We start from the raw sequence: 19311 nt of genomic DNA, 5'->3' as shown, positions 1-19311 counted from the left end.
GAAGGAAAAGCTATTATGAAAAAAGACTAGACATACGGAATGTCTAGTCTTTATGTAGAATTTAATCATATAATTCCCATGCTAGTTTTAATGAAGCAATAATATAATCTGCGACCTCTTCTGGGTTGAATTGGTCGGTCATCAATTTAGAATTATGCTCATCATATGTTTTTTTACGTTCATGAAATAATGCTTCAATATCTTCCATCGATTTATCTTGTAGGACAGGGCGACTATCCACGAGCATATGAAGACGATTTTTCCATGAATCCCACGAAATATCTAAATAAAACACGATACTATGATTTAAACAGGCTTCACGGATATCTTCTTGTAAAAATGCTCCACCACCAAGTGAAATGATTTTTAAAGGCTGTTTGCAATAATGCAATACATATTCTTTTTCCTTTGCACGGAATTGTTTTTCACCGATTTTTTTGAAAATTTCCGTTGTCGGCATGCCATATTCTTTTTCAATCTCGTCGTCAATATCGATAAAATCTCGAAAAAGTTTTTGAGAAACGAGTTTTGCAACGGTCGTTTTCCCGACACCCATAAATCCGATAAATACGATACTTTTTTCTTTAATAGAAGAAACATTACGAATCATTGCATTTACTCCTTATGCGTGTTGTTCGTGAAATGCTCTTTCTACCTTTTCTCTTCCTATTTTAATTTCTGGGTGGAATTGGATGGAAGCAGCATCACGAGTCGCTTTTACTTGTGCTATTGCTTGTTCTAATTTAACACGAACATCCCCAGTTTGCAATAGTTCTTGTACCATAGATAATCCAGCGACTGTACCTTGATCACGTGCTACTTTGGAACTTTCAATACCAGTGATGTTTCCAGCAACATAAATGCCATCCACTTGTGTTTCCATTTTCTCGTTATGGATTGGCACGTGTCCACCTAATTCTTCGCTATATTTAAATGAACATCCTGCAACAGATGCAAGTTCAGATAGTGGGTATAATCCACCAGCAATACAAACAAAATCAACTGGAACTTCTATTTCTGTATTACGGATAATATCACCATCCATTGTGACATCGACCATCGTTACAGATTCAACTTTATCAGTACCGTTAATTTGTTTCACTGCCTTGAGTAAATGAATAGGCATATCCCACATTTTAATTCCGTCTTTCGGATAATGTTTTAAAGCAATATTTTGTGCAAATTTAAATTTCGCAAATTTACTTCCAAATTGAATGAACTTAGAAGGTGCTAAATGTGCGATATGTGATAATCGATCCATGACAACTCTTGGGTTGCTTTGATCATCAGAAACAACATTTCTCGCAGGAAGTACCATACTGTGAAGTTCCGTTCCAGCTAGTTGTAATTCACGAGCAATTGCAGCAGATAGAACATTTACTCCGATGACAATTCCACGCTCTCCAACACTTACACGGTGCACATTCGTCATAACTTGTGCAGCTCCAATAGACATTACCCCTGGTAACGTCCATCCTGGGATAGGGGCAGCTGTTTCAGCAGCTCCAGTTGCGATTAATACTTTTTTGGCAGGAAATGTCTTTTTATTCGTATGTACCACGAAATGATTTTCTAATTTTTCAATATGGTGTACAGGATATCCAAGTAAAATGTCTGTTTGAAATTTACGAGCTTCTTGCACCAATTTACCAGCTTCTTTGACGCCGTTCCACCATTCCCCGTTAGGTTCCTCATGTAACTGTCCGAGTAATCTTCCACCTGCTTTAGGGAATTCATCTAAGACGACAACAGATAAGTCATGTTTTCTACATTGAACTGCTGCAGCTAATCCAGCAGGACCGGCTCCAATAATTACTACATCATGCATTATTTGTTGCCTCCTTGCTCTATATATTCTTTATATGTTCTAGGTAATGTACCTTCATTATTTGGATTTAATGGATCTGGTTGTTGTTTACCACTTTCAATAACCATATTTTCTTTAATTGGCGTTACACATGCACGAACATTCGAAACATTATCGACTGTACAACGGCATTCAAAACAATGACCGATATTACAGTAAATACCACGTGGATTTCCACTATGTTCGTGTTTACGAAGTGTACGCACACCATTTGCTAATAATGCAGAGGCAATGGTATCGCCTTCGATTCCTTCATATGTTTTCCCATCAAAGGTAAAAGGAACAGGATGTTGATCCGTTAATTTTCCTAAAACAGGATGATCTAAAATACGTTTAGTCATTGTTACCTTCACCTCCGAGATCTTGTAAAGATATAGGACGTACTGGCGGTGCTACTTTTAATGGCACATTATCTGTAGGATGTTCATTCGTTAAATCAGAAATCACTTTATCTACAGCAGGGCGACAAGTTCTTCCACCACAGAATCCCATACCCGCTCTCGTTCTTAATTTTAATTCTCTTGCTGTACAGTTGAATTTTTTTGCAGTTTCTTCTAATTCAGCTAATGTAACTTCTTCACAACGGCAAATTGTTAATTGTTGCATAAATTAGCCTCCTTGTTTTAAAATAGTATTAAATATTAAGCGATATTTATATAATAACATAAAACATTCTTTATTTTCTTCAAAAAGTAGAATATAATGAAAAAAAGTTAAAAAAATGTAGCTGGAGGTTTTGTCATGGCTAGAAAAAATTACGAAGTTGCAGTAATTGGCGGTGGAATCGTCGGTTGTTCTGTTGCATATTATTTAGCAGAATCAGGATTGGAAACGGTTTTAATCGAGAAGAATGACATTGCAAGTGGTACGAGTTCGCGCTGTGATGGGAATGTAACCATCGTAGATAAAGATCCTGGTTTTGATAGTAAAATGTCTTTAGTAAGTCAGGAATTATTAAATGATTTAACCAATACATTGAATATTCCTTTTGAATTCAGAGAACATGGTAGTATTTTAGTTTGTGATAATGATGATGAAATGCAAGCGGCTGTTGATTGGGTAAAAACACAGAGTGATTCAGGTTTAAAATTTAATGTGTTAGATCAAAAAGATATTCGTAATGAGTCTCCATTTTTTGCACATGATATTCCTGGAGGGTTAGAGTGTGAAACAGATTCATTAATTAACCCTTATTTATTTTGTTACTCATTAATTGAAAAGGCAGAAAAAGATTTCGGGTTACAAGTACGAGACCAAGCACCTGTAACAAATGTGAAAAAAGTAGATGATGGCTTTATCGTAGAAACACCTGGGGAAACTTTTCATGCAAAAAAGGTTGTAAACGCAGCAGGTGTGTGGGCACCGTTTATTGGTGAAATGCTCGGGGTAGAAATTCCGATTATTCCACGAAAAGGGCATATCATTGTTGGTTCAAGACAGGAACCTGTTATGATGCGTAATGTAATGGAATTTGGTTATTTAATGAATAAGTTTGGTCGTGAACGTATTGCAGATGAACGTACTGCTGAACATGGGGTAGCACTAGTACTCGAACCGACGGAAAGTCAAAACTTCTTATTAGGTAGTAGCCGTCAGTTTGTCGGGTATGATAGTTCCATTGATATTCAGGTTGTTCAAACGATCGCTCGTCGTGCATTACGATTTTTCCCGAAAATGGATGATTTTAAAATTATTCGTTCTTATGCGGGATTCCGTCCCTTCACAGAAGACCATTTACCAATTGTTTCGGAAGTGGAGGAACTACCAGGATTTTATATTGCAGCTGGGCATGAAGGAGATGGGATTAGTTTAGCGACTGTAACAGGAAAACTGATTGAAGATATTATTCATGAACGATCAGAGACCATTATTCCGACAGAACCACTACATTTTAATCGTTTTAAAAAGACAACAGTTTAATGAATGAGGGAAAATGAATCATTGGCTAGAGGCTTGATTTGTTTCATAAATCTAGCCAAGATTCGTTTTTTTATTTACACGAATGGTATAGCGCTTACATAAAAAGTGGCAAAATTTTGAATAGGTTGTTATAATACAGTTTATATAAAAAAAGAGAAGAGGGATGAAACATGATGAGAGTATTGAAAATCGGTTTCGCCTTTATGGGGGTTATCATAGGGGCTGGATTTGCTTCCGGACAAGAAATCTTACAATATTTTACAAGTTTCGGTACGTTAGGAACGATTGGAGCAATTGTTTCAACAGCATTATTCGCATATTTAGGAATGGTTTTAACGTATATTGGAAGTAAATTAAAAGTAGAATCCCATAAAGATGGAATTTACGCAATTAGTGGGAGATGGTTAGGGTATATTGTAGATGCAATTATTATTTTTACACTATTTGGTGTTGGAGTTGTTATGATTGCAGGGGCAGGTTCTACATTGAACCAGCAATTTGATATGCCGGTCTACATAGGTAGTGCACTAATGGTCATTATTGTTGGTGCTGCGATGATGATGAAATTAGAGAAAGTAATTGCAATTATCGCTAGTATTACACCGTTTTTATTAATATTCATTTTAATTGTTTCTGTATATAGTTTTACAACGATGGATGGAACATTTAGTGAGTTATCCAAAATTGCTGAACAACAGCCAAAAGAATTCCCGAATTGGTTTGTCGCATCTATCAACTATGTTTCATTTAACATCGCTGTTGGTTGTGGAATGGCATTACTAACAGGTGCAGCTGAAAAAGATGCCCGAGTTGCTGGAATTGGAGGGCTAGTCGGTGGTTTAGGAATTGGGGTTATGATTATCCTTGCACACCTAGCAATTTTCTCACGTATTGAAACAGTTGCATCATTCGATTTACCGTTATTAAAAATCGTAGAGGAAATTTCGCCGTTTTTAGCAATTATTATGGCAATTATTTTATTCGGAATGATCTTTAATACATGTCTTGGAATGTTCTACGGATTTGTAGCACGATTTTTTGAAATGAATACAACAAAGGCGAATATAGCTACAGTTATTACTTTAGCAATTGGATTCGTATTAAGTTTTGTTGGATTTACAACATTAGTTTCAAAATTCTATTCATTAATAGGATATTTAGGTTTATTCCTAATCTTAGCCTTAATTTACGCACCGTTTAAATTGAAGCGAGAAGGGAAGTAAATATAATCATGGAAAATGTCATGTACCATTCGGTCATGGCATTTTTTTGTGTGGAATAATCGTATGCAATAAATAAGAACGAAAAGTATAGTTTTTATTTATTTTGTGGTAAAATACTATGATGAATTATGTTGCGTAGGAGGAATTGGTTTTGATTGATAAACGCGTATATATGTTAACGATCATAGCTTTTATCGTAGGCATGGTCGAATTAATTATAGGTGGTATATTAGATTTAGTAGCAGAAGATTTAGGTGTCACGATTGGTACAGCTGGGTTGTTAATTTCCGTCTTCTCATTAGTTTTTGGAATTTCAGCTCCCATTCTACTCGTCGTATTTGCGAACACGGAAAGAACAAGGTTAACATTTGTATCTCTACTTATCTTTTTAATTGGAAATATTATTGCAGTGTTCAGTACTTCATTTGAATTTCTCATATTATCACGAGTTATTTCAGCAGCAAGTGGTTCCCTTATAATTATTTTATGTATAAATTTAGCCTCAAATATAGTGGAGCCAGCATATCGTGGTCGTGCGATTGGATTAGTTGTCATGGGAGTAAGTGGATCTTTAGTATTAGGTCTTCCAATTGGCGTTATGTTAGGAAATATGTTCGGGTGGAGAGCACCTTTTGTGTTAATTTCTATTTTAACGATTTTATTAATTATTGCAGTTCCGATTTTTATGGAAAAGGTAGCACCGAAACCCCCTATTCCAATTCGTAAACAAATTGCGACATTGAAAAATGCAAAAATATCGCTTGCACACGCGACAACATTTTTCTTCATGGCAGGTCATTTTACACTCTATGGTTATTTAACACCTTACACGAAAGAAGTATTAGGATTTAGTGGGACGACGATCTCTGTCCTTTATTTTGTTTATGGATTAGCTGCATTTTCAGGGGGAGGACTCGGTGGACTTGCGGCAGATTATTTAGGAAAAAGACGAACAATTTTATCGGTCATTGTCCTGTTAGCTGCAGCTTTATTATTTATCCCAACAGCATCACATGTTGTTTGGGCGTTTTGGATTGTCGTTGTTATATGGGGCATCATGAGCTGGGGTGTGACACCTTCCATTCAAAGCCATTTAATGGAATTGTCACCTGAAACATCTGATATTCAGCAAAGTCTAAACAATTCGGCCCTTCATTTTGGTATTGCATTTGGAACATTCTTTGGTGGATTTGTCGTGAAACATGTCGGCATTGAAAATGTCAGTTATTTTGGAGTTATATTTGTAGCATTAGCTTTTGTTTCAGCTACATTATCGACAAAAAACGAAGCACAAAAGTTCCGCCGCAAACCAGCACATACACATTCATAAAAAACGAGGGGAATGGAGGGAATTAGTGGATATATCCGCAAGTTTATCGGGAAAAGTGGTTGGACTTGCGTAATTAACCGATATATCCGCAAGATTATAGGGAAAAGTGGTTGGACTTGCGTAATTAACCGATATATCCGCAAGTTCAACGGGAAAAGTGTTTTAACTTGCGGAATTAATGAATATATCCGCAAGTTCAACGGGAAAAGTGCTCTAACTTGCGTAATTAACCGATATATCCGCAAGTTCATTGGGAAAAGAGCTTTAACTTGCGTAATTAACCGATATATCCGCAAGTACAACGGGAAAAGTGCTCTAACTTGCGTAATTAACCGATATATCCGCAAGTTCCTGAAGAAAAGCGCTTGAACTTGCGTAAATAGTTGATATATCCGCAAGTTCCTGAAGAAAAGCGCTCCAACTTGCGGAATTGAGCACAACTTACCACGCACAACCCGCTACGCACAACTCGCTACGCACAACTCGCTACCCATCCCGCTACTCCGCCACACACGACTCTTCATTCTTTTTTGCACAACGTCAGCCCGGCCCACTACGCCGTTAGCAAGAACCACCAACTAAGAAGGAGATTTATATGTGCCACGGTTTATCCAAAAAGCCATTATGGATCACCTTATGCTAATTCCGTTTTAAAATACTCCACTGCGCGTAACATTTTCGCTCCATACCAAAACATTTCACCATCGACAAGTAGTGGGACAGCATTTGCGTCGATGTTTAAAAATTCTTCCCGATGTTTTTCACGAAATGGATATGGTTCTGATGCTAGTAAAAAATAATCAATCGCTTCTGCACGCAAATCCTCTACAGTCACTTCAGGATATCTTCCCTCATAATTCAAAAATGGATTAATAAATCCGAGACGATTTAATAGTGACTGAATATACGTATTTTTGCCAACGACCATATATGGATCTTTCCATATGACATAGGCGACACGTTTTCCAGTATAATGGGAGGGGATTGTCGCAAAATCTTCTATAATCCGTTCATATAATAATTTTGCTGAAGCCACACGATCTACTAATTTACCTAAATCAAGAATCATGTTTAAAGCATCCTCGACTGTTTGTATTTCAAAGACAAATACCGAAAATTCCTTTTCTAACTGCTCGACCATTTCTTTCGTGTTTTCTTCTTTTTCAGTAATGATCAAATCTGGTTGTAAGGCTCGTACGCGATCGAGATTCATGTCCTTCGTTCCACCGACATTCATTACACTTGCTACTTTTTCTTTTGGATGAACACAGAACCTAGTACGCCCAACAATTTCCTCCTCTAAATGTAATGAAAAAAGTGTATCTGTAATTGCTGGAGCAAATGAAATAATTTTTTTCGGTTGTTTGGGAACTGTCACTGTTCGGCCAAGATGATCTACAACAGTTTTCATCTTTTATCCCTCATTTCTCTATATATAATGGTAATCAACAACGAAGACATTTTCAATCAGGAAAAAAGTATGTTTTAATAAGAGTAATGGAAAAAGGAAGGAAGTTTGTGATGGAAGAAACGTTCAAATTACGTCCTGTGGAACAAGAGGATAGTCATTTTTTACACCGATTATTTAATGACCAAGAAGTAGTGAAATTTTGGTTTGTAGAACCATTTTATTCGGTACAAAAGATTAAAAATATTGTGGAAGAGTCATTAAAGGATAGAGAGAATCGTCGGTTTATTTTTCAAAATGACAAAGAAAAATTAGGCTATATTACACTTTATAATATAGAAGAAGTGCACGGAAAAGCTGAATTTGCGATTATGATTGATCCGATTCAACAAGGGAAAGGCTATGCGAAAATAGCAACGAAACTTGCGATTGATTATGCATTTCGTGTACTTAATTTGCGCAAATTGTATTTAATCGTTGATGCGACCAATATAATTGCCCGAAAAGTGTATGAAAAAATGGGATTTGTGGAAGAGGCTGTTTTAAAAGAAGAATATTTTGTCGATGGTGAATACCATGATGCTATACATATGAGCATATTTCAAAGAGATTATTTCAAAAAATAACGACACATTCATTGCTTGAAAAGGAAAAGTACGTAATACTTTTATGTAGAGGATTAAAATCATTGGAGGTAGCAACATGGAAACAAAAATTTTATTTCAAACGAAGGACGAAACATTACAACAATTTATGAAAGGACATCCAAATGCATTTGCAATAACGATTGCGAATGGGGAGCAAATTATATTAGTCAAAGAAGTGAAAGAGAAGAAACAAACGTATGATGAAGTTCGTACGCTGGCAGGGACCATTGCACGTGAAGTACAGAAACGTGAAATCGAAACAGTGCAAGTGGATGAAGCGGATCTTACAGAAGCGTTTGCTACATTAGACGAAAATAAGGTGATCGTTGCTTTTACAGAAGGTTGGCAGCTAGGTGCATATGTATTTGATGCGTATAAAACGAAAAAAGCGAATGCAATACCTGCATTACAATTTTCAAACGTTGATGAAGCATTGATTACAAAAGGGGAAGTTCGTGCATTTGCAATGGGGCTTTCTCGCGATTTATCCAATGAAATTCCGAGTGTGTTAAATCCAGAGACCTTCCCAACGATTTTACAAGATACGTTTGCAGACACGGATGTAGAAGTAATCGTTCATGATAAAGCAAAATTGGAAGCAATGGAAATGAATGGTTTATTAGCTGTAAACCGTGGAAGTAAATTTGACCCAGCATTTATTGAATTGCACTATAAAGGGGATGAATCAAAGCCGTTAATCGCACTTGTTGGAAAAGGTGTAACATTTGATACAGGTGGAATCAGTTTGAAAAATTCTCGTGATTTAAGTGATATGAGAATGGATATGGGTGGAGCAGCGGCTGTTGCTGGAGCGATTCAATTATTAGCGGCTTCTGGTGCGAAAGTAAATGTTGTCGGTTTGATTCAAACAGTGGAAAATATGCCTGATAAACATTCTATTTTACCGGGTGATATTATTACGTATAAAACAGGCCAAACGGTACAAGTTGGAAATACAGATGCAGAAGGTCGATTAATTTTAGCAGATGGATTAATTCGAGCGGGTGAATTAAACGCAGATTACATCGTTGATATTGCAACATTAACGGGTGCTGTTATGGCAGCATTAGGAACAAAGGTTGCGGGAATTTTTGGAGAAGAAGATTTATTACAAACAATGAAAGCAATCGGTGAAGAAAATGGTGATTTTGTATGGCCGATGCCACTTGTAGATGCATACGATAAAATGTTAGATAGTGATTATGCGGATTTCCGTAATATTAGTCATTCCCCATATGGTGGCTCGATTACAGCGGCATTATTTTTACGACGTTTCGTACCTGAAAATAGTAAATGGGTTCATGTGGATATGGCTGGAACGATGGATACAAAACAAGAAGGATATTATGCAAGTGGTGCAACTGGTTTTGGTGCAAGATTACTTGCAGACTATGCAGAAAAAATTAGTGAATAATAAAAAGACACATCATTCGTAATATGCACCCCACAAGTTAGACTACACTCTAATTAGTGGGGTGCTTTATATACTATATGAAATGCGACATAAATTTTTTAAAGCGCTGGTGGGCTATCCCTATGTTCATACATATGCCGTTTTCTTCTTGATCCAAGGGCAGACACAACACTGTGCAAAATCATACCAAAAATAACAAGTAATATTCCAATAATAGAGATGAAACTTGGCAGTGGTGCGCTTAAAAATAGTATTTCCCCGAGCAAAGCAAATATTACCTCCCCAGATTGTGTCGCTTCAACTCCTGCAAGTTTATGGTCATCACCATGAACAAGTTCTGTCGCATAAAAAAATAAGGCCGTGGCAATAATGCCAGATGAAATAGCGACAATAAATGTTTGTAGTATTTGACTTCCTCCTGGCATACCATGTGCAAATGCACCATAGATAGATAAAATCACCCAAAATGGCATTGAGGCGATCGTCATGCCAAGAATTCGTTGAAATGTGTCTAAATCTTTTCCAACTAACTGCATCATTTTTCGATTGCCAAGAGGATAAGCAAACGCTGAAATGATGAGTGGAATGACGGTGAGAATGACACTTACTAGTGAAACAGTTGTTGCATGTTCAAATTGGATGATACATACTCCAGCTAAAATAATGAGTGAAATAAATATAGCTTGAATCGGTATGCGACTACCTTTATTCAAAAGTGGTACGAGTAATGATCCCGCTATAATAGTTAATTGAAACGTTGCAGCAACAAGCCATCCCGGTCCATAAATAGTAGCAAAAGTCATTGGAGCATAGAATAGTCCAAAACCGACCGTGCTCCAAACGAGCCAAGCGGCAGGATGTTGGTGTTTCAGATGGGTCCATACTGGTTGTATATCTCTACGCCAACCTACAATAAGAAGTAGAATTAGTAACATAAAAATAAAACGAAGAGAGGCGCTCCATACCCAGCTACCACCGTCTAGTTCCATCGAACGGTTTAAAATAAATGTCACGGAAAAAAATAGAGCACCTAATATACCAATCAAGATTGCTTTCATCATAGCCCCTCCAAAAATCTATTCGAACTAATAGGTAACATCACTTAAAACGGTATCTAGTACTTCATAATGCGATCTTTCTATAAGCTTCATAGTTAGTTTAACATATAAAATATAAATCTATAAACATTCAAAATAAACCCTGGTAGAAATAATCTTTAGTCATTTTTTGCTTGATATCGCATATATCAAAATAGAGGTGAAAATATATGCACATATTAATCGGGATTACCCCGAACATGAAAGGTGATCAATATAATGTAACGCAAATTCATAGTGATATCATAGAAGATTTACATGCCATTCCATTTATATTGCCATATGTTGAAAAAGAAAAAACAATCGACAGTATCGTTATGAAATTAGATGGTTTATATGTAACAGGTGGGGATGATATTGACCCAACGTTTTTTAATGAAGAACCGATGGAAGGATTACGATTTATCCTACGTAAACGAGATATGTTCGAACAAAAATTGATCCAAAAAATGTTACAACAAAATAAACCGATTTTTGCTATTTGTCGAGGCGCACAAATATTAAATATCGCAACAGGAGGAGATATGTATCAACATATATATGGTCAAATGGACAAACAGTTATTACAACATGAACAGCATGCAAATCGTAGCCATCAATCCCATTTTATTACTATAAAAGAAGGAACCATATTATATGAAGTGATGCAAAAAAAACGAATGAAAGTAAATAGTTTTCATCATCAAGCAAATCGACAGGTGAAACAACCGATGATTGTTTCTGCAACAGCATCTGATGGTATTAAAGAAGCAATTGAAAGCACAGCACATACTTTCGTCGTCGGAGTTCAGTGGCATCCAGAATATTTATATGATACAGATATCGGTACAAGAACATTATATAAAACATTTATAAAAAAATGCGAAGAAAGGAAGCGATTGAATGAAAATCGTGGACACACATTGTGACGCTCTTTGGAAGATGCAAAAATTTGAACGAGAAAATCGAACATTTTCATTTCAACATTATCCATTACTACAAGTCAACGAAGAAAGATTACGAAAAGGAAAGATAAAACTGCAATTTTTTGCAATATTTGTTGAACCTGATATACCGATAGAATTGAAATGGCAAACAGCGCTTGCTCAAGTAGAATTATTTCATCGCCACGTCATCGAACCGAATCCATCGATCATTCATATAAAAAATTGGGCAGAGATTGACATGCTTAAAGATGGAGAAATAGGAGCAATATTAGCAGTAGAAGGACTGGACATCATTGGAAATGATATGACGAGGTTGCGTTTCTTACGACAACTCGGTCTGTTATCGTTTGGATTAACATGGAATGAAGCAAATTTATTTGCAGATGGAAGTTTAGAAAAAAGAGGTGCAGGACTGACAGCGTTAGGAAGAGAAGTCATTCATTATTTCAATGAACATACATTGCTAACAGATATTTCACATGCAAGTGACAAAGCAACAATGGAAATGATTGAACTTGCAACATATCCTATTGCAAGCCATTCCAATTGTCGAGCCGTATGTGATCATCCGAGAAATATAAGTGACTACACATTGCAAAGGTTATTTCAAAAAAAGGGTATGATACATATTAATTTTTATCCTCCATTTTTATCAAATGAAAAAAGACGGGCCACGATAGAAGATATTGTTCGTCATCTTGCACATATTTGTGAAATTGGTGGAGAAGACTTTGTTGGTTTTGGGTCGGACTTTGATGGGATAGATTTAGTCGTAAAAGGAGTAGCAAATGTAGGAATGTATCCTTGCTTACTAGAGGAATTGGGTAATTATTTTACGGAGACTCAAATAGAAAAATTTGCATCAAAAAACTTCTTGAGATTTGTGGAGAGAACGAAAGCAGGAAAAGAAACGATATAAGACATATGGAGGAAACATCGTGGTAGAATAAAATTGCGAAAAATGAATGTCGCATTCCTTGTACAATACAGAACCAACTAAAAGATGTACAAGTGGCGACATTCATTACAGGATACATTCATTTGTCATCAAAAGGTTGTTCCTGTCATTACTTCCGCGATAACCATCCAAGCACTGAGAACGATGCCGATAAAAGAAATGAACTTTAATAATTTCATTTTTGTAAAGTGACCAATGACAAACAATAACACAGCAAAAATTAAAACAGCAATAACGGTAGTTGATAAAATTACTCTCTCCTCCTACTATATACAAAGTAAATGAGTGACGACAGAAAAAAACAAACAATATCCTAAATATAAATGAATCATCCGTCGGCGATAGGTCGTTCGGATGAAACGTAACCATCCGACAAAAACCATCGCAATTAAAATGATTAATGTAAGTAATCCTGAAAGCATTTTTACATTAGTGCCTTGCCACCCAAAATAATAAAGTACGACACCTGCATGTCCTAGGATAAACATAAGTGCAACAGTACCAGTATATTTATGAAATGGTAATACTTTTTTTGAAAGTTTGGCAAACTTAATTTTTCGCTTTCTACTAATATTTGAACGAATGGTTGAAAATACTGCATGCCTTGTCCAATTATATAGAATAAAAGTTGCTCCAATGCCGCCTAAAATAATATGTATTCCTAATGAACTTGAAAGAACTTTCCATAACGCAAATAAAAATACGAATGCGTTTACAAAAAACCACATACTCATTATTACACTTCTTTCAATAAATGAATTGACTACTCAAATAATAGCATTATTTACATGAAAAAAGTAGTGAGAAGGGAAAAACTTTTCACTACTTTTATTTTTCTTCTTCATATTCTTTACAATCTGCATATTTGATATCAACTTGAAAATTATTGAAGTGTAGTGATTTTATATTTTTTCAGGTATTCTTAGTCTGACGATGCAAAGTCGGTTATTCTGTCTGTACCGTTGACACATTTGAATTGTTATTGTTTCTTACTACCCCAAAAAAATGTTCTTTTAAAACGTCCAAGCGATGAATAGAACATGTTATAATAATGTAGGTGGTGAAGTTAGATGAAAACATTTATAAACAATGATCATATTCTCGCATGTATGACGATGAAAGATCATACGAAATTAGAGGATAATAATATGGCACTTCATTCATGCAATAATGAAGCAAATATTATCCAAAATAGAAAACGACTCGCAACAGAAATTGGTGCTTCCATCGATGATTTCGTGTTTCCGACACAAACACATAGTGCTAATTTTTATAAAGTAACGGAAGATGATAAAGGTCGTGGGGCGATGACGTTAGACGATGCCATTGCTAATACGGATGCATTGTATACATTTGAACCAAATATTGTTTTATGTAGTTTTTCAGCAGATTGTGTACCGGTTTTATTTTATCATGAAACAGCAAATGTAATCGGTGCGATTCATTCTGGATGGCGTGGTACGATTCAAGAAATTGCAAAAAAATTATTTCAGCATTTAATCGAGCAAGAAAATTGTTCAGTAAACGGGTTTCGAATTATAATTGGACCTGCTATTTGCCAAGAAAAATTTGAAGTAGATGAGGATGTTGCATCTCAATTCCGTGAACTTGGTTATGCAGAGGAATGGATATATTTTCATCAAGAAAAGAATAAATATTTCATTGATAATCAACAAACGATTATAAAGCAATTACAATTAATCGGAATAAAACAGCATCAAATCATGGTCGATGATACATGTACCTTTAAACATGAAGCAGGTTTTTCACATCGTCGTGACAAAGAAAAAGGGCGTCATATGGCGTTCATTAGGAGGTCAAAATAATGTCGATAGATGCAATTCAAAAGGCTAGTAAAAAAATACGACCGATAGTAAAAGAAACACCGATTCTTACATCAAGTCAATTATCAGAAAGATGTGACAATGATATATTTCTGAAAGCAGAACATTTACAAACGACAGGTTCTTTCAAAATTCGTGGGGCAATGAATAAAGTTTCGGATGTTGCGGATAAAGGTGAAACGGCAATCATCGCTGCATCATCTGGCAACCATGGACAAGCCGTTGCTTTTGCAGCAAAAGCATTCGGTCTTCAAGCGACGATTGTCGTCCCAGAGGATGCAGCATTACCGAAAATAAATGCGATCGAATCATATGGAGCGAACATCATTCAACATGGATATACATCAGAAGAACGAATCAATTATGCACAAACGTTAGAAGGTACGTTTATCCCACCGTATGATGATCCACTTATTATCGCGGGTCAAGGAACAGTTGGGTTAGAACTTTTACATCAAGTAAAGGATATTGACTTCGTTTTAGTACCTGTTGGTGGGGGAGGACTTTTATCCGGTGTATTATTAGCGATTAAACAGACAAATCCAGCGATAAAAGTCATTGCATGTGAACCAGCCATTGCAGATGATACGTATCAATCCTATGAACAAGGAAAAAGAGTACATATTGGACAAACAAAAACGATTGCAGATGGATTAAGAACGAGCATTCCTGGTGAAATGACGTTCCCAATCGTCCAACAATATGTAGATGATGTCGTATTAGTGACAGAGGAAGAAATAAAAGCTGCGATGATGTTTATATATGAAAGAATGAAGCAAGTTGTAGAACCATCAGGAGCTGTTACGACCGCTGCTTGTCTTAGCAAAAAACTAAATGTAACCGGAAAACGTATTGTACCAATTATTTCAGGCGGAAATGTGGATTTATTTTCATTACACCATTATTTACCTTAGAAAAGCATAAAGGGGACGAATATGACAAAAAAGAAAATTACTATCAAACATGTATTCATCATGATTCTTTTCGCAATGGTATTATTTAGTTTCCGATATATTTGGCTACAATATTTTAGTAATTCAGAGACAGTTGAAGTAGAAAATGGAGAAGTATTTATTACAGAGAAGCCTAAATTAGAAGATAAAGTACAATTAATAGGAAAATGGGCTTTTTATCCGAATGAATTATTAGAAGAAGTACCTATCGAAGAAGAAAATCGCGTGTTTTTACAAGTACCTGGAGGATGGTCCAATGGTTTTGAAGAAGAAAGCACATATGGGTATGGTACCTATCATTTACGGATTCATGTTGATCCAGAAGTAGAGCAATCATATAGTTTACGAATGTTTAGTGTACGTAGTGCTTCCAAAGTAATTGCAAATGGATATGAGGTAGGGAGCTCTGGAACAGTTAGTGATACAGAGGAAACGTATGAAGCATTTAATGTACCTTATAATACATATTCTATCCGACCAGATGAAAATGGTATCATTGATGTACTCGTACAAGTATCTAATTTCACAGATCCTAGATCAAGTGGAATTGTTCGTTCTGTTTACTTTGGAAATGAATCGAGTATAGAATCTACGACATACATATCAAGTGTGCTCCAAGTTTTTACTGGAACAATTTTTATTTTGCTTACTTTTTTTGCAATAATTATTTATTTTGTTGGTATAAGAAAAAAGGAAATACTTTATTGTTCATTAGGTTTATTCATGCTTGCCATATTAAGTTTAAATTCAGGCGATGAAAAGATAATTATGCAATTAATAAAAATAGACTATGTTTTATCCTATAAATTTACAATGGTTATTTTATTCATCCTTTCCTTAGCAATCATTCAAGTATTAAAAAGAAATATACAACAGATCCATCCGAAAATAGTGCCAATATATTCCATCATACTGATTATATTAACGATCCTTAGTATTTTTGTTCCAATGGAATATTTGGAATCGGCAGTGATGGTGACGATGGGTGCAGCATTTGTATCGATGATTATTGTGATTATCAGCTTAATTCGTTCGAAATTATCTTTCAGCAATCATTTTGGGCTTATTTTAGCATCCATTGCGATGATCAATCATTTTGCATGGTTTAGTTATATAATGAAATCTGGAATAAAAGTAATGTATTATCCATTTGATTTAATTATCGCCATTATTTGTTTAGCAGTTGTTTGGTTTAAACATTATTATGATATGAACGTGAAATTTCAAATACAAGCGAAGAAACTGGCAAAAGCAGACAAAGAAAAAGATTTATTTTTGGCAAATACAGCACATGAAATAAAAAATCCACTTCATAGTATTTTAAATATGTCGAGTGCTGTTTTAGAACGTGAATATCAACATTTAGAAGAAGAGAGTAAGAAAGATTTAGAAACAGTATTGGCAGTTAGCAGAAGGATGTCGATTTTAGTAAATGATTTATTAGAATTGTCCTTGTTAAATGACCGTAAACCAACCTTATACATTCGCAAGACTTCCTTGCAAGGTGTGGTGGAAGGTGTCATCCATATGACATCTTATTTCCTTGTGAAAAAAGATGTGGAAATTGTAAATCGAATTAGTATCGATTTTCCTTATGTGTTAGCAGATGAAAATCGTTTAACACAAATTATGTACAATTTAGTGCATAATGCGGTGAAATTTACGGAACAAGGAACGATTACAATAGATGCGGATGTTGAAGATGGGACAGCTTATATAAGTATTACAGACACAGGAATTGGAATAGATGAAGCAATATTATCTGACCTATTTTTACCGTATCGTCAAGGAAACATTCCATATCGAGCGAACGAGGCTGGTGGACTCGGACTAGGATTATATATAACGAAGCAATTAGTAGAGCATATGTCTGGTGAAATTGATGTACAATCAACTATCGGAGAAGGAACGACCTTTACCTTTACATTACCTATTGGGGATGAAACAGGTACATATGAGCATAAATCTTTTATGGAAAATAATGGAGCACATGTGCATAATGGAGAAGTATTTGCAGATCAAGGAATTTTTTTAGAAACACATGATGTGAAGAAAATTGCTCATACAGTAATAAGGAAGGAGCAACCAAAAGTTATTGTCGTCGATGATGATCCGATAAACTTACGTGTAATGGAAGTGGTACTTCATAATGAACAATATGATGTAACAACGGCATTATCTGGCGTTGAGGTAATGCAACTGCTTGAACAGAGTGAATATGATTTAGTTATATCAGACGTTATGATGCCACATATGTCAGGTTTTGAATTAACGAAGAACATTCGAAAAAGATTTACGATGTCAGAATTACCAATTATTTTATTAACATCTCGTGATCGAATTCGTGATGTCAAATATGGATTTGATGTTGGAGCAAATGATTATATTACGAAACCAATTGATGCTATTGAATTAAAAGCACGTGTACAAGCATTAACAGATGTAAGAAGTGCAGCACGAGAAAGTTTATATTTAGAGGCAGCATTTTTACAAGCACAAATACAGCCACATTTTATTTTTAATACGATTAATTCGATTTTCGCATTATCAGAGATTGATATAAAACGAATGCAAAAATTACTTGAAGCATTTAGTGATGTGTTACGAAGTAAGTTTCAATTTAAAAATATGAAAGAGTTTGTAGACTTAAAACAAGAGTTACAGTTAATTGAAGCATATTTATATATTGAACAAGTTCGTTTTGGTGATCGAGTGAAAGTTGTGTGGGAAATAGATGATTGTAAAAATGTCCAAATACCGGCGATTACGATTCAACCATTAGTCGAAAATGCAATTTTACATGGTATTACTACTCGTTCTAGTGGTGGGACGATTACGATAAAAGTGATCAATCGTGAAAAAGAGGTCGAAATAGTCGTAGAAGATGATGGAGTTGGCATTCCTAAAGATACTTTAGATCGGATACACAACCAAGAAAGAGTCGGTAAATCTGGTGTAGGTATTTACAATACAAATCTACGTTTACTCCGAACCTATGGAAAAGGGCTCCATATTGAAAGTGAAAAAGGTAAGGGTACAAAAATATCTTTTAAAATACCAAAAGAGAAACCGAATCAACAATAAAAGGTCGTTTTCCCTTCCTTTTTCAATGGAAGGGAAACGACCTTTTAGTTTGTAAATACTTTCTTCACTCGCTCGGAACGGATAAAATAAATAACCCAAATGACACTCATTGCTAAATTGAAAGTATCTAAACGAAATCCATCTACACCAATTAAATAAGATAAATTCCATATGGCATGAATGACAAAATAAAAAATCATTAAATATGGCGTATATTTCTTTCGCTTCATCCACGCATAAAATGTAATAATTAATAATGGGATATAAGCAAAATCGGTCCAATAAATAAATAGGTCAAAGCCTGCTAATTTACTTGGATTTTGAAAAGTAACCATTACAATAGACCCGAGAAATGTTAATACTGCTGCAATAAATGGTAAAATTAAAAAACCTTGAAAATGTGCATAAGGATGACTTGGGTCTATTGGCATTTTCGGAATAAGTTCTTTTTTGTTTTTATGTTTAACAGATGAATCGCTCATCATACACGCTCCTTTAATCATATCGAACCCAATATGTATTTTACTAAATAGTGTATGGTGTTGCAATGAACAGGTATAAATAAGATAGGTTCTAATATTCATCGGTCTACAGTATAGTTTTATTTATTGAATGATGGAAGCAATAAAAATGGGTCATC

At 35.3% G+C, this 19311-nt stretch carries 18 protein-coding genes; 10 read left to right on the top strand and 8 right to left on the bottom strand.

What is annotated here, in order from left to right; genetic code table 11:
- Positions 1-61 precede the first annotated feature (61 nt).
- The 4 genes from WKT09_RS06470 to WKT09_RS06455 are packed head-to-tail and all read right to left on the bottom strand — an operon-like array spanning position 62 to position 2473.
- Positions 62-610, bottom strand: coding sequence for a shikimate kinase (locus WKT09_RS06470; protein WP_340415257.1), 549 nt, complete (start codon positions 608-610; stop codon positions 62-64).
- A 12-nt stretch (positions 611-622) separates the two neighbouring features.
- The gene (locus WKT09_RS06465; protein ID WP_340415256.1) at positions 623-1828 is read right to left on the bottom strand and encodes an NAD(P)/FAD-dependent oxidoreductase; all 1206 of its coding nucleotides are present in this window, start codon (positions 1826-1828) and stop codon (positions 623-625) included.
- Positions 1828-2208 (bottom strand): (2Fe-2S)-binding protein, encoded by a 381-nt coding sequence (locus tag WKT09_RS06460; protein WP_340415255.1) that lies wholly within the window; start codon positions 2206-2208, stop codon positions 1828-1830. Before WKT09_RS06460 ends, WKT09_RS06465 begins: the two co-directional genes overlap by 1 nt.
- Positions 2201-2473, bottom strand: a complete 273-nt coding sequence (locus WKT09_RS06455) for a (2Fe-2S)-binding protein (protein WP_340415254.1) — start codon at positions 2471-2473, stop codon at positions 2201-2203. Before WKT09_RS06455 ends, WKT09_RS06460 begins: the two co-directional genes overlap by 8 nt.
- A 135-nt stretch (positions 2474-2608) precedes the next feature.
- Between WKT09_RS06455 and WKT09_RS06450 the strand changes: the two genes are divergently transcribed.
- The 3 genes from WKT09_RS06450 to WKT09_RS06440 all read left to right on the top strand — a co-directional run bounded on the left by WKT09_RS06450 (position 2609) and on the right by WKT09_RS06440 (position 6340).
- Positions 2609-3787: an NAD(P)/FAD-dependent oxidoreductase gene (locus WKT09_RS06450; protein WP_340415253.1), complete on the top strand. Its 1179-nt coding sequence runs from the start codon at positions 2609-2611 to the stop codon at positions 3785-3787.
- Between the two features lie 170 nt (positions 3788-3957).
- Positions 3958-5010, top strand: coding sequence for a YkvI family membrane protein (locus WKT09_RS06445; protein WP_340415252.1), 1053 nt, complete (start codon positions 3958-3960; stop codon positions 5008-5010).
- Positions 5011-5161: 151 nt separating this feature from the next.
- A complete protein-coding gene (locus WKT09_RS06440; RefSeq protein ID WP_340415251.1) occupies positions 5162-6340 on the top strand; it encodes an MFS transporter in 1179 nt (392 codons plus the stop codon).
- Between the two features lie 634 nt (positions 6341-6974).
- On the opposite strand, the gene WKT09_RS06435 is transcribed toward WKT09_RS06440, so the two are convergent.
- Positions 6975-7751, bottom strand: coding sequence for a helical backbone metal receptor (locus WKT09_RS06435; RefSeq protein WP_340415250.1), 777 nt, complete (start codon positions 7749-7751; stop codon positions 6975-6977).
- A gap of 110 nt (positions 7752-7861) precedes the next feature.
- On the opposite strand from WKT09_RS06435, the gene WKT09_RS06430 reads away from it, so the two are divergent.
- Positions 7862-8374, top strand: coding sequence for a GNAT family N-acetyltransferase (locus WKT09_RS06430; protein ID WP_340415249.1), 513 nt, complete (start codon positions 7862-7864; stop codon positions 8372-8374).
- 76 nt (positions 8375-8450) lie between these two features.
- Positions 8451-9809 carry a leucyl aminopeptidase family protein gene (locus WKT09_RS06425; protein WP_340415248.1) on the top strand — a complete coding sequence of 453 codons (1359 nt, stop codon included), beginning with the start codon at positions 8451-8453 and terminating at the stop codon, positions 9807-9809.
- A gap of 98 nt (positions 9810-9907) precedes the next feature.
- Here WKT09_RS06425 and WKT09_RS06420 read toward each other — a convergent pair whose 3' ends face one another.
- Positions 9908-10867, bottom strand: a complete 960-nt coding sequence (locus tag WKT09_RS06420) for a DMT family transporter (RefSeq protein ID WP_340415247.1) — start codon at positions 10865-10867, stop codon at positions 9908-9910.
- 209 nt (positions 10868-11076) lie between these two features.
- Between WKT09_RS06420 and WKT09_RS06415 the strand changes: the two genes are divergently transcribed.
- Both WKT09_RS06415 and WKT09_RS06410 read left to right on the top strand, forming a co-directional pair.
- Positions 11077-11814 carry a gamma-glutamyl-gamma-aminobutyrate hydrolase family protein gene (locus tag WKT09_RS06415; RefSeq protein WP_340415246.1) on the top strand — a complete coding sequence of 246 codons (738 nt, stop codon included), beginning with the start codon at positions 11077-11079 and terminating at the stop codon, positions 11812-11814.
- A complete protein-coding gene (locus WKT09_RS06410; protein WP_340415245.1) occupies positions 11789-12751 on the top strand; it encodes a dipeptidase in 963 nt (320 codons plus the stop codon). Before WKT09_RS06415 ends, WKT09_RS06410 begins: the two co-directional genes overlap by 26 nt.
- A gap of 305 nt (positions 12752-13056) precedes the next feature.
- Here WKT09_RS06410 and WKT09_RS06405 read toward each other — a convergent pair whose 3' ends face one another.
- Positions 13057-13524: a hypothetical protein gene (locus WKT09_RS06405; RefSeq protein ID WP_340415244.1), complete on the bottom strand. Its 468-nt coding sequence runs from the start codon at positions 13522-13524 to the stop codon at positions 13057-13059.
- A gap of 336 nt (positions 13525-13860) precedes the next feature.
- Between WKT09_RS06405 and pgeF the strand changes: the two genes are divergently transcribed.
- The 3 genes from pgeF to WKT09_RS06390 are packed head-to-tail and all read left to right on the top strand — an operon-like array spanning position 13861 to position 18671.
- A complete protein-coding gene (gene pgeF / locus WKT09_RS06400) occupies positions 13861-14616 on the top strand; it encodes a peptidoglycan editing factor PgeF (RefSeq protein WP_340415243.1) in 756 nt (251 codons plus the stop codon).
- A complete protein-coding gene (locus WKT09_RS06395; RefSeq protein WP_340415242.1) occupies positions 14616-15548 on the top strand; it encodes a threonine/serine dehydratase in 933 nt (310 codons plus the stop codon). The genes pgeF and WKT09_RS06395 overlap by 1 nt, the downstream gene beginning before the upstream one ends.
- A 21-nt stretch (positions 15549-15569) precedes the next feature.
- Positions 15570-18671: an ATP-binding response regulator gene (locus WKT09_RS06390; RefSeq protein WP_340415241.1), complete on the top strand. Its 3102-nt coding sequence runs from the start codon at positions 15570-15572 to the stop codon at positions 18669-18671.
- 44 nt (positions 18672-18715) lie between these two features.
- Here WKT09_RS06390 and WKT09_RS06385 read toward each other — a convergent pair whose 3' ends face one another.
- Positions 18716-19153 carry a hypothetical protein gene (locus WKT09_RS06385; protein WP_340415240.1) on the bottom strand — a complete coding sequence of 146 codons (438 nt, stop codon included), beginning with the start codon at positions 19151-19153 and terminating at the stop codon, positions 18716-18718.
- Positions 19154-19311 lie beyond the last annotated feature (158 nt).

It is taken from the genome of Pseudogracilibacillus sp. ICA-222130 (genome assembly GCF_037892545.1).
GTDB lineage: Bacteria > Bacillota > Bacilli > Bacillales > Amphibacillaceae > Pseudogracilibacillus.
The sequence above is the reverse complement of the archived record's forward strand: the minus strand, read 5'-3'. Positions and strand labels throughout refer to the sequence as shown.

Excerpts from the sequence above, each read along its gene's own strand:
- WKT09_RS06415 (WP_340415246.1), top strand. The coding sequence starts at position 11,077 with ATGCACATATTAATCGGGATTACCCCGAACATGAAAGGTGATCAATAT.
- WKT09_RS06470 (WP_340415257.1), bottom strand. The coding sequence starts at position 610 with ATGATTCGTAATGTTTCTTCTATTAAAGAAAAAAGTATCGTATTTATC.
- WKT09_RS06460 (WP_340415255.1), bottom strand. The coding sequence starts at position 2,208 with ATGACTAAACGTATTTTAGATCATCCTGTTTTAGGAAAATTAACGGAT.
- WKT09_RS06405 (WP_340415244.1), bottom strand. The coding sequence starts at position 13,524 with ATGAGTATGTGGTTTTTTGTAAACGCATTCGTATTTTTATTTGCGTTA.
- WKT09_RS06435 (WP_340415250.1), bottom strand. The coding sequence starts at position 7,751 with ATGAAAACTGTTGTAGATCATCTTGGCCGAACAGTGACAGTTCCCAAA.
- WKT09_RS06430 (WP_340415249.1), top strand. The coding sequence starts at position 7,862 with ATGGAAGAAACGTTCAAATTACGTCCTGTGGAACAAGAGGATAGTCAT.
- pgeF (WP_340415243.1), top strand. The coding sequence starts at position 13,861 with ATGAAAACATTTATAAACAATGATCATATTCTCGCATGTATGACGATG.
- WKT09_RS06410 (WP_340415245.1), top strand. The coding sequence starts at position 11,789 with ATGAAAATCGTGGACACACATTGTGACGCTCTTTGGAAGATGCAAAAA.
- WKT09_RS06455 (WP_340415254.1), bottom strand. The coding sequence starts at position 2,473 with ATGCAACAATTAACAATTTGCCGTTGTGAAGAAGTTACATTAGCTGAA.
- WKT09_RS06445 (WP_340415252.1), top strand. The coding sequence starts at position 3,958 with ATGATGAGAGTATTGAAAATCGGTTTCGCCTTTATGGGGGTTATCATA.
- WKT09_RS06420 (WP_340415247.1), bottom strand. The coding sequence starts at position 10,867 with ATGAAAGCAATCTTGATTGGTATATTAGGTGCTCTATTTTTTTCCGTG.
- WKT09_RS06450 (WP_340415253.1), top strand. The coding sequence starts at position 2,609 with ATGGCTAGAAAAAATTACGAAGTTGCAGTAATTGGCGGTGGAATCGTC.
- WKT09_RS06390 (WP_340415241.1), top strand. The coding sequence starts at position 15,570 with ATGACAAAAAAGAAAATTACTATCAAACATGTATTCATCATGATTCTT.
- WKT09_RS06425 (WP_340415248.1), top strand. The coding sequence starts at position 8,451 with ATGGAAACAAAAATTTTATTTCAAACGAAGGACGAAACATTACAACAA.
- WKT09_RS06385 (WP_340415240.1), bottom strand. The coding sequence starts at position 19,153 with ATGAGCGATTCATCTGTTAAACATAAAAACAAAAAAGAACTTATTCCG.
- WKT09_RS06395 (WP_340415242.1), top strand. The coding sequence starts at position 14,616 with ATGTCGATAGATGCAATTCAAAAGGCTAGTAAAAAAATACGACCGATA.
- WKT09_RS06465 (WP_340415256.1), bottom strand. The coding sequence starts at position 1,828 with ATGCATGATGTAGTAATTATTGGAGCCGGTCCTGCTGGATTAGCTGCA.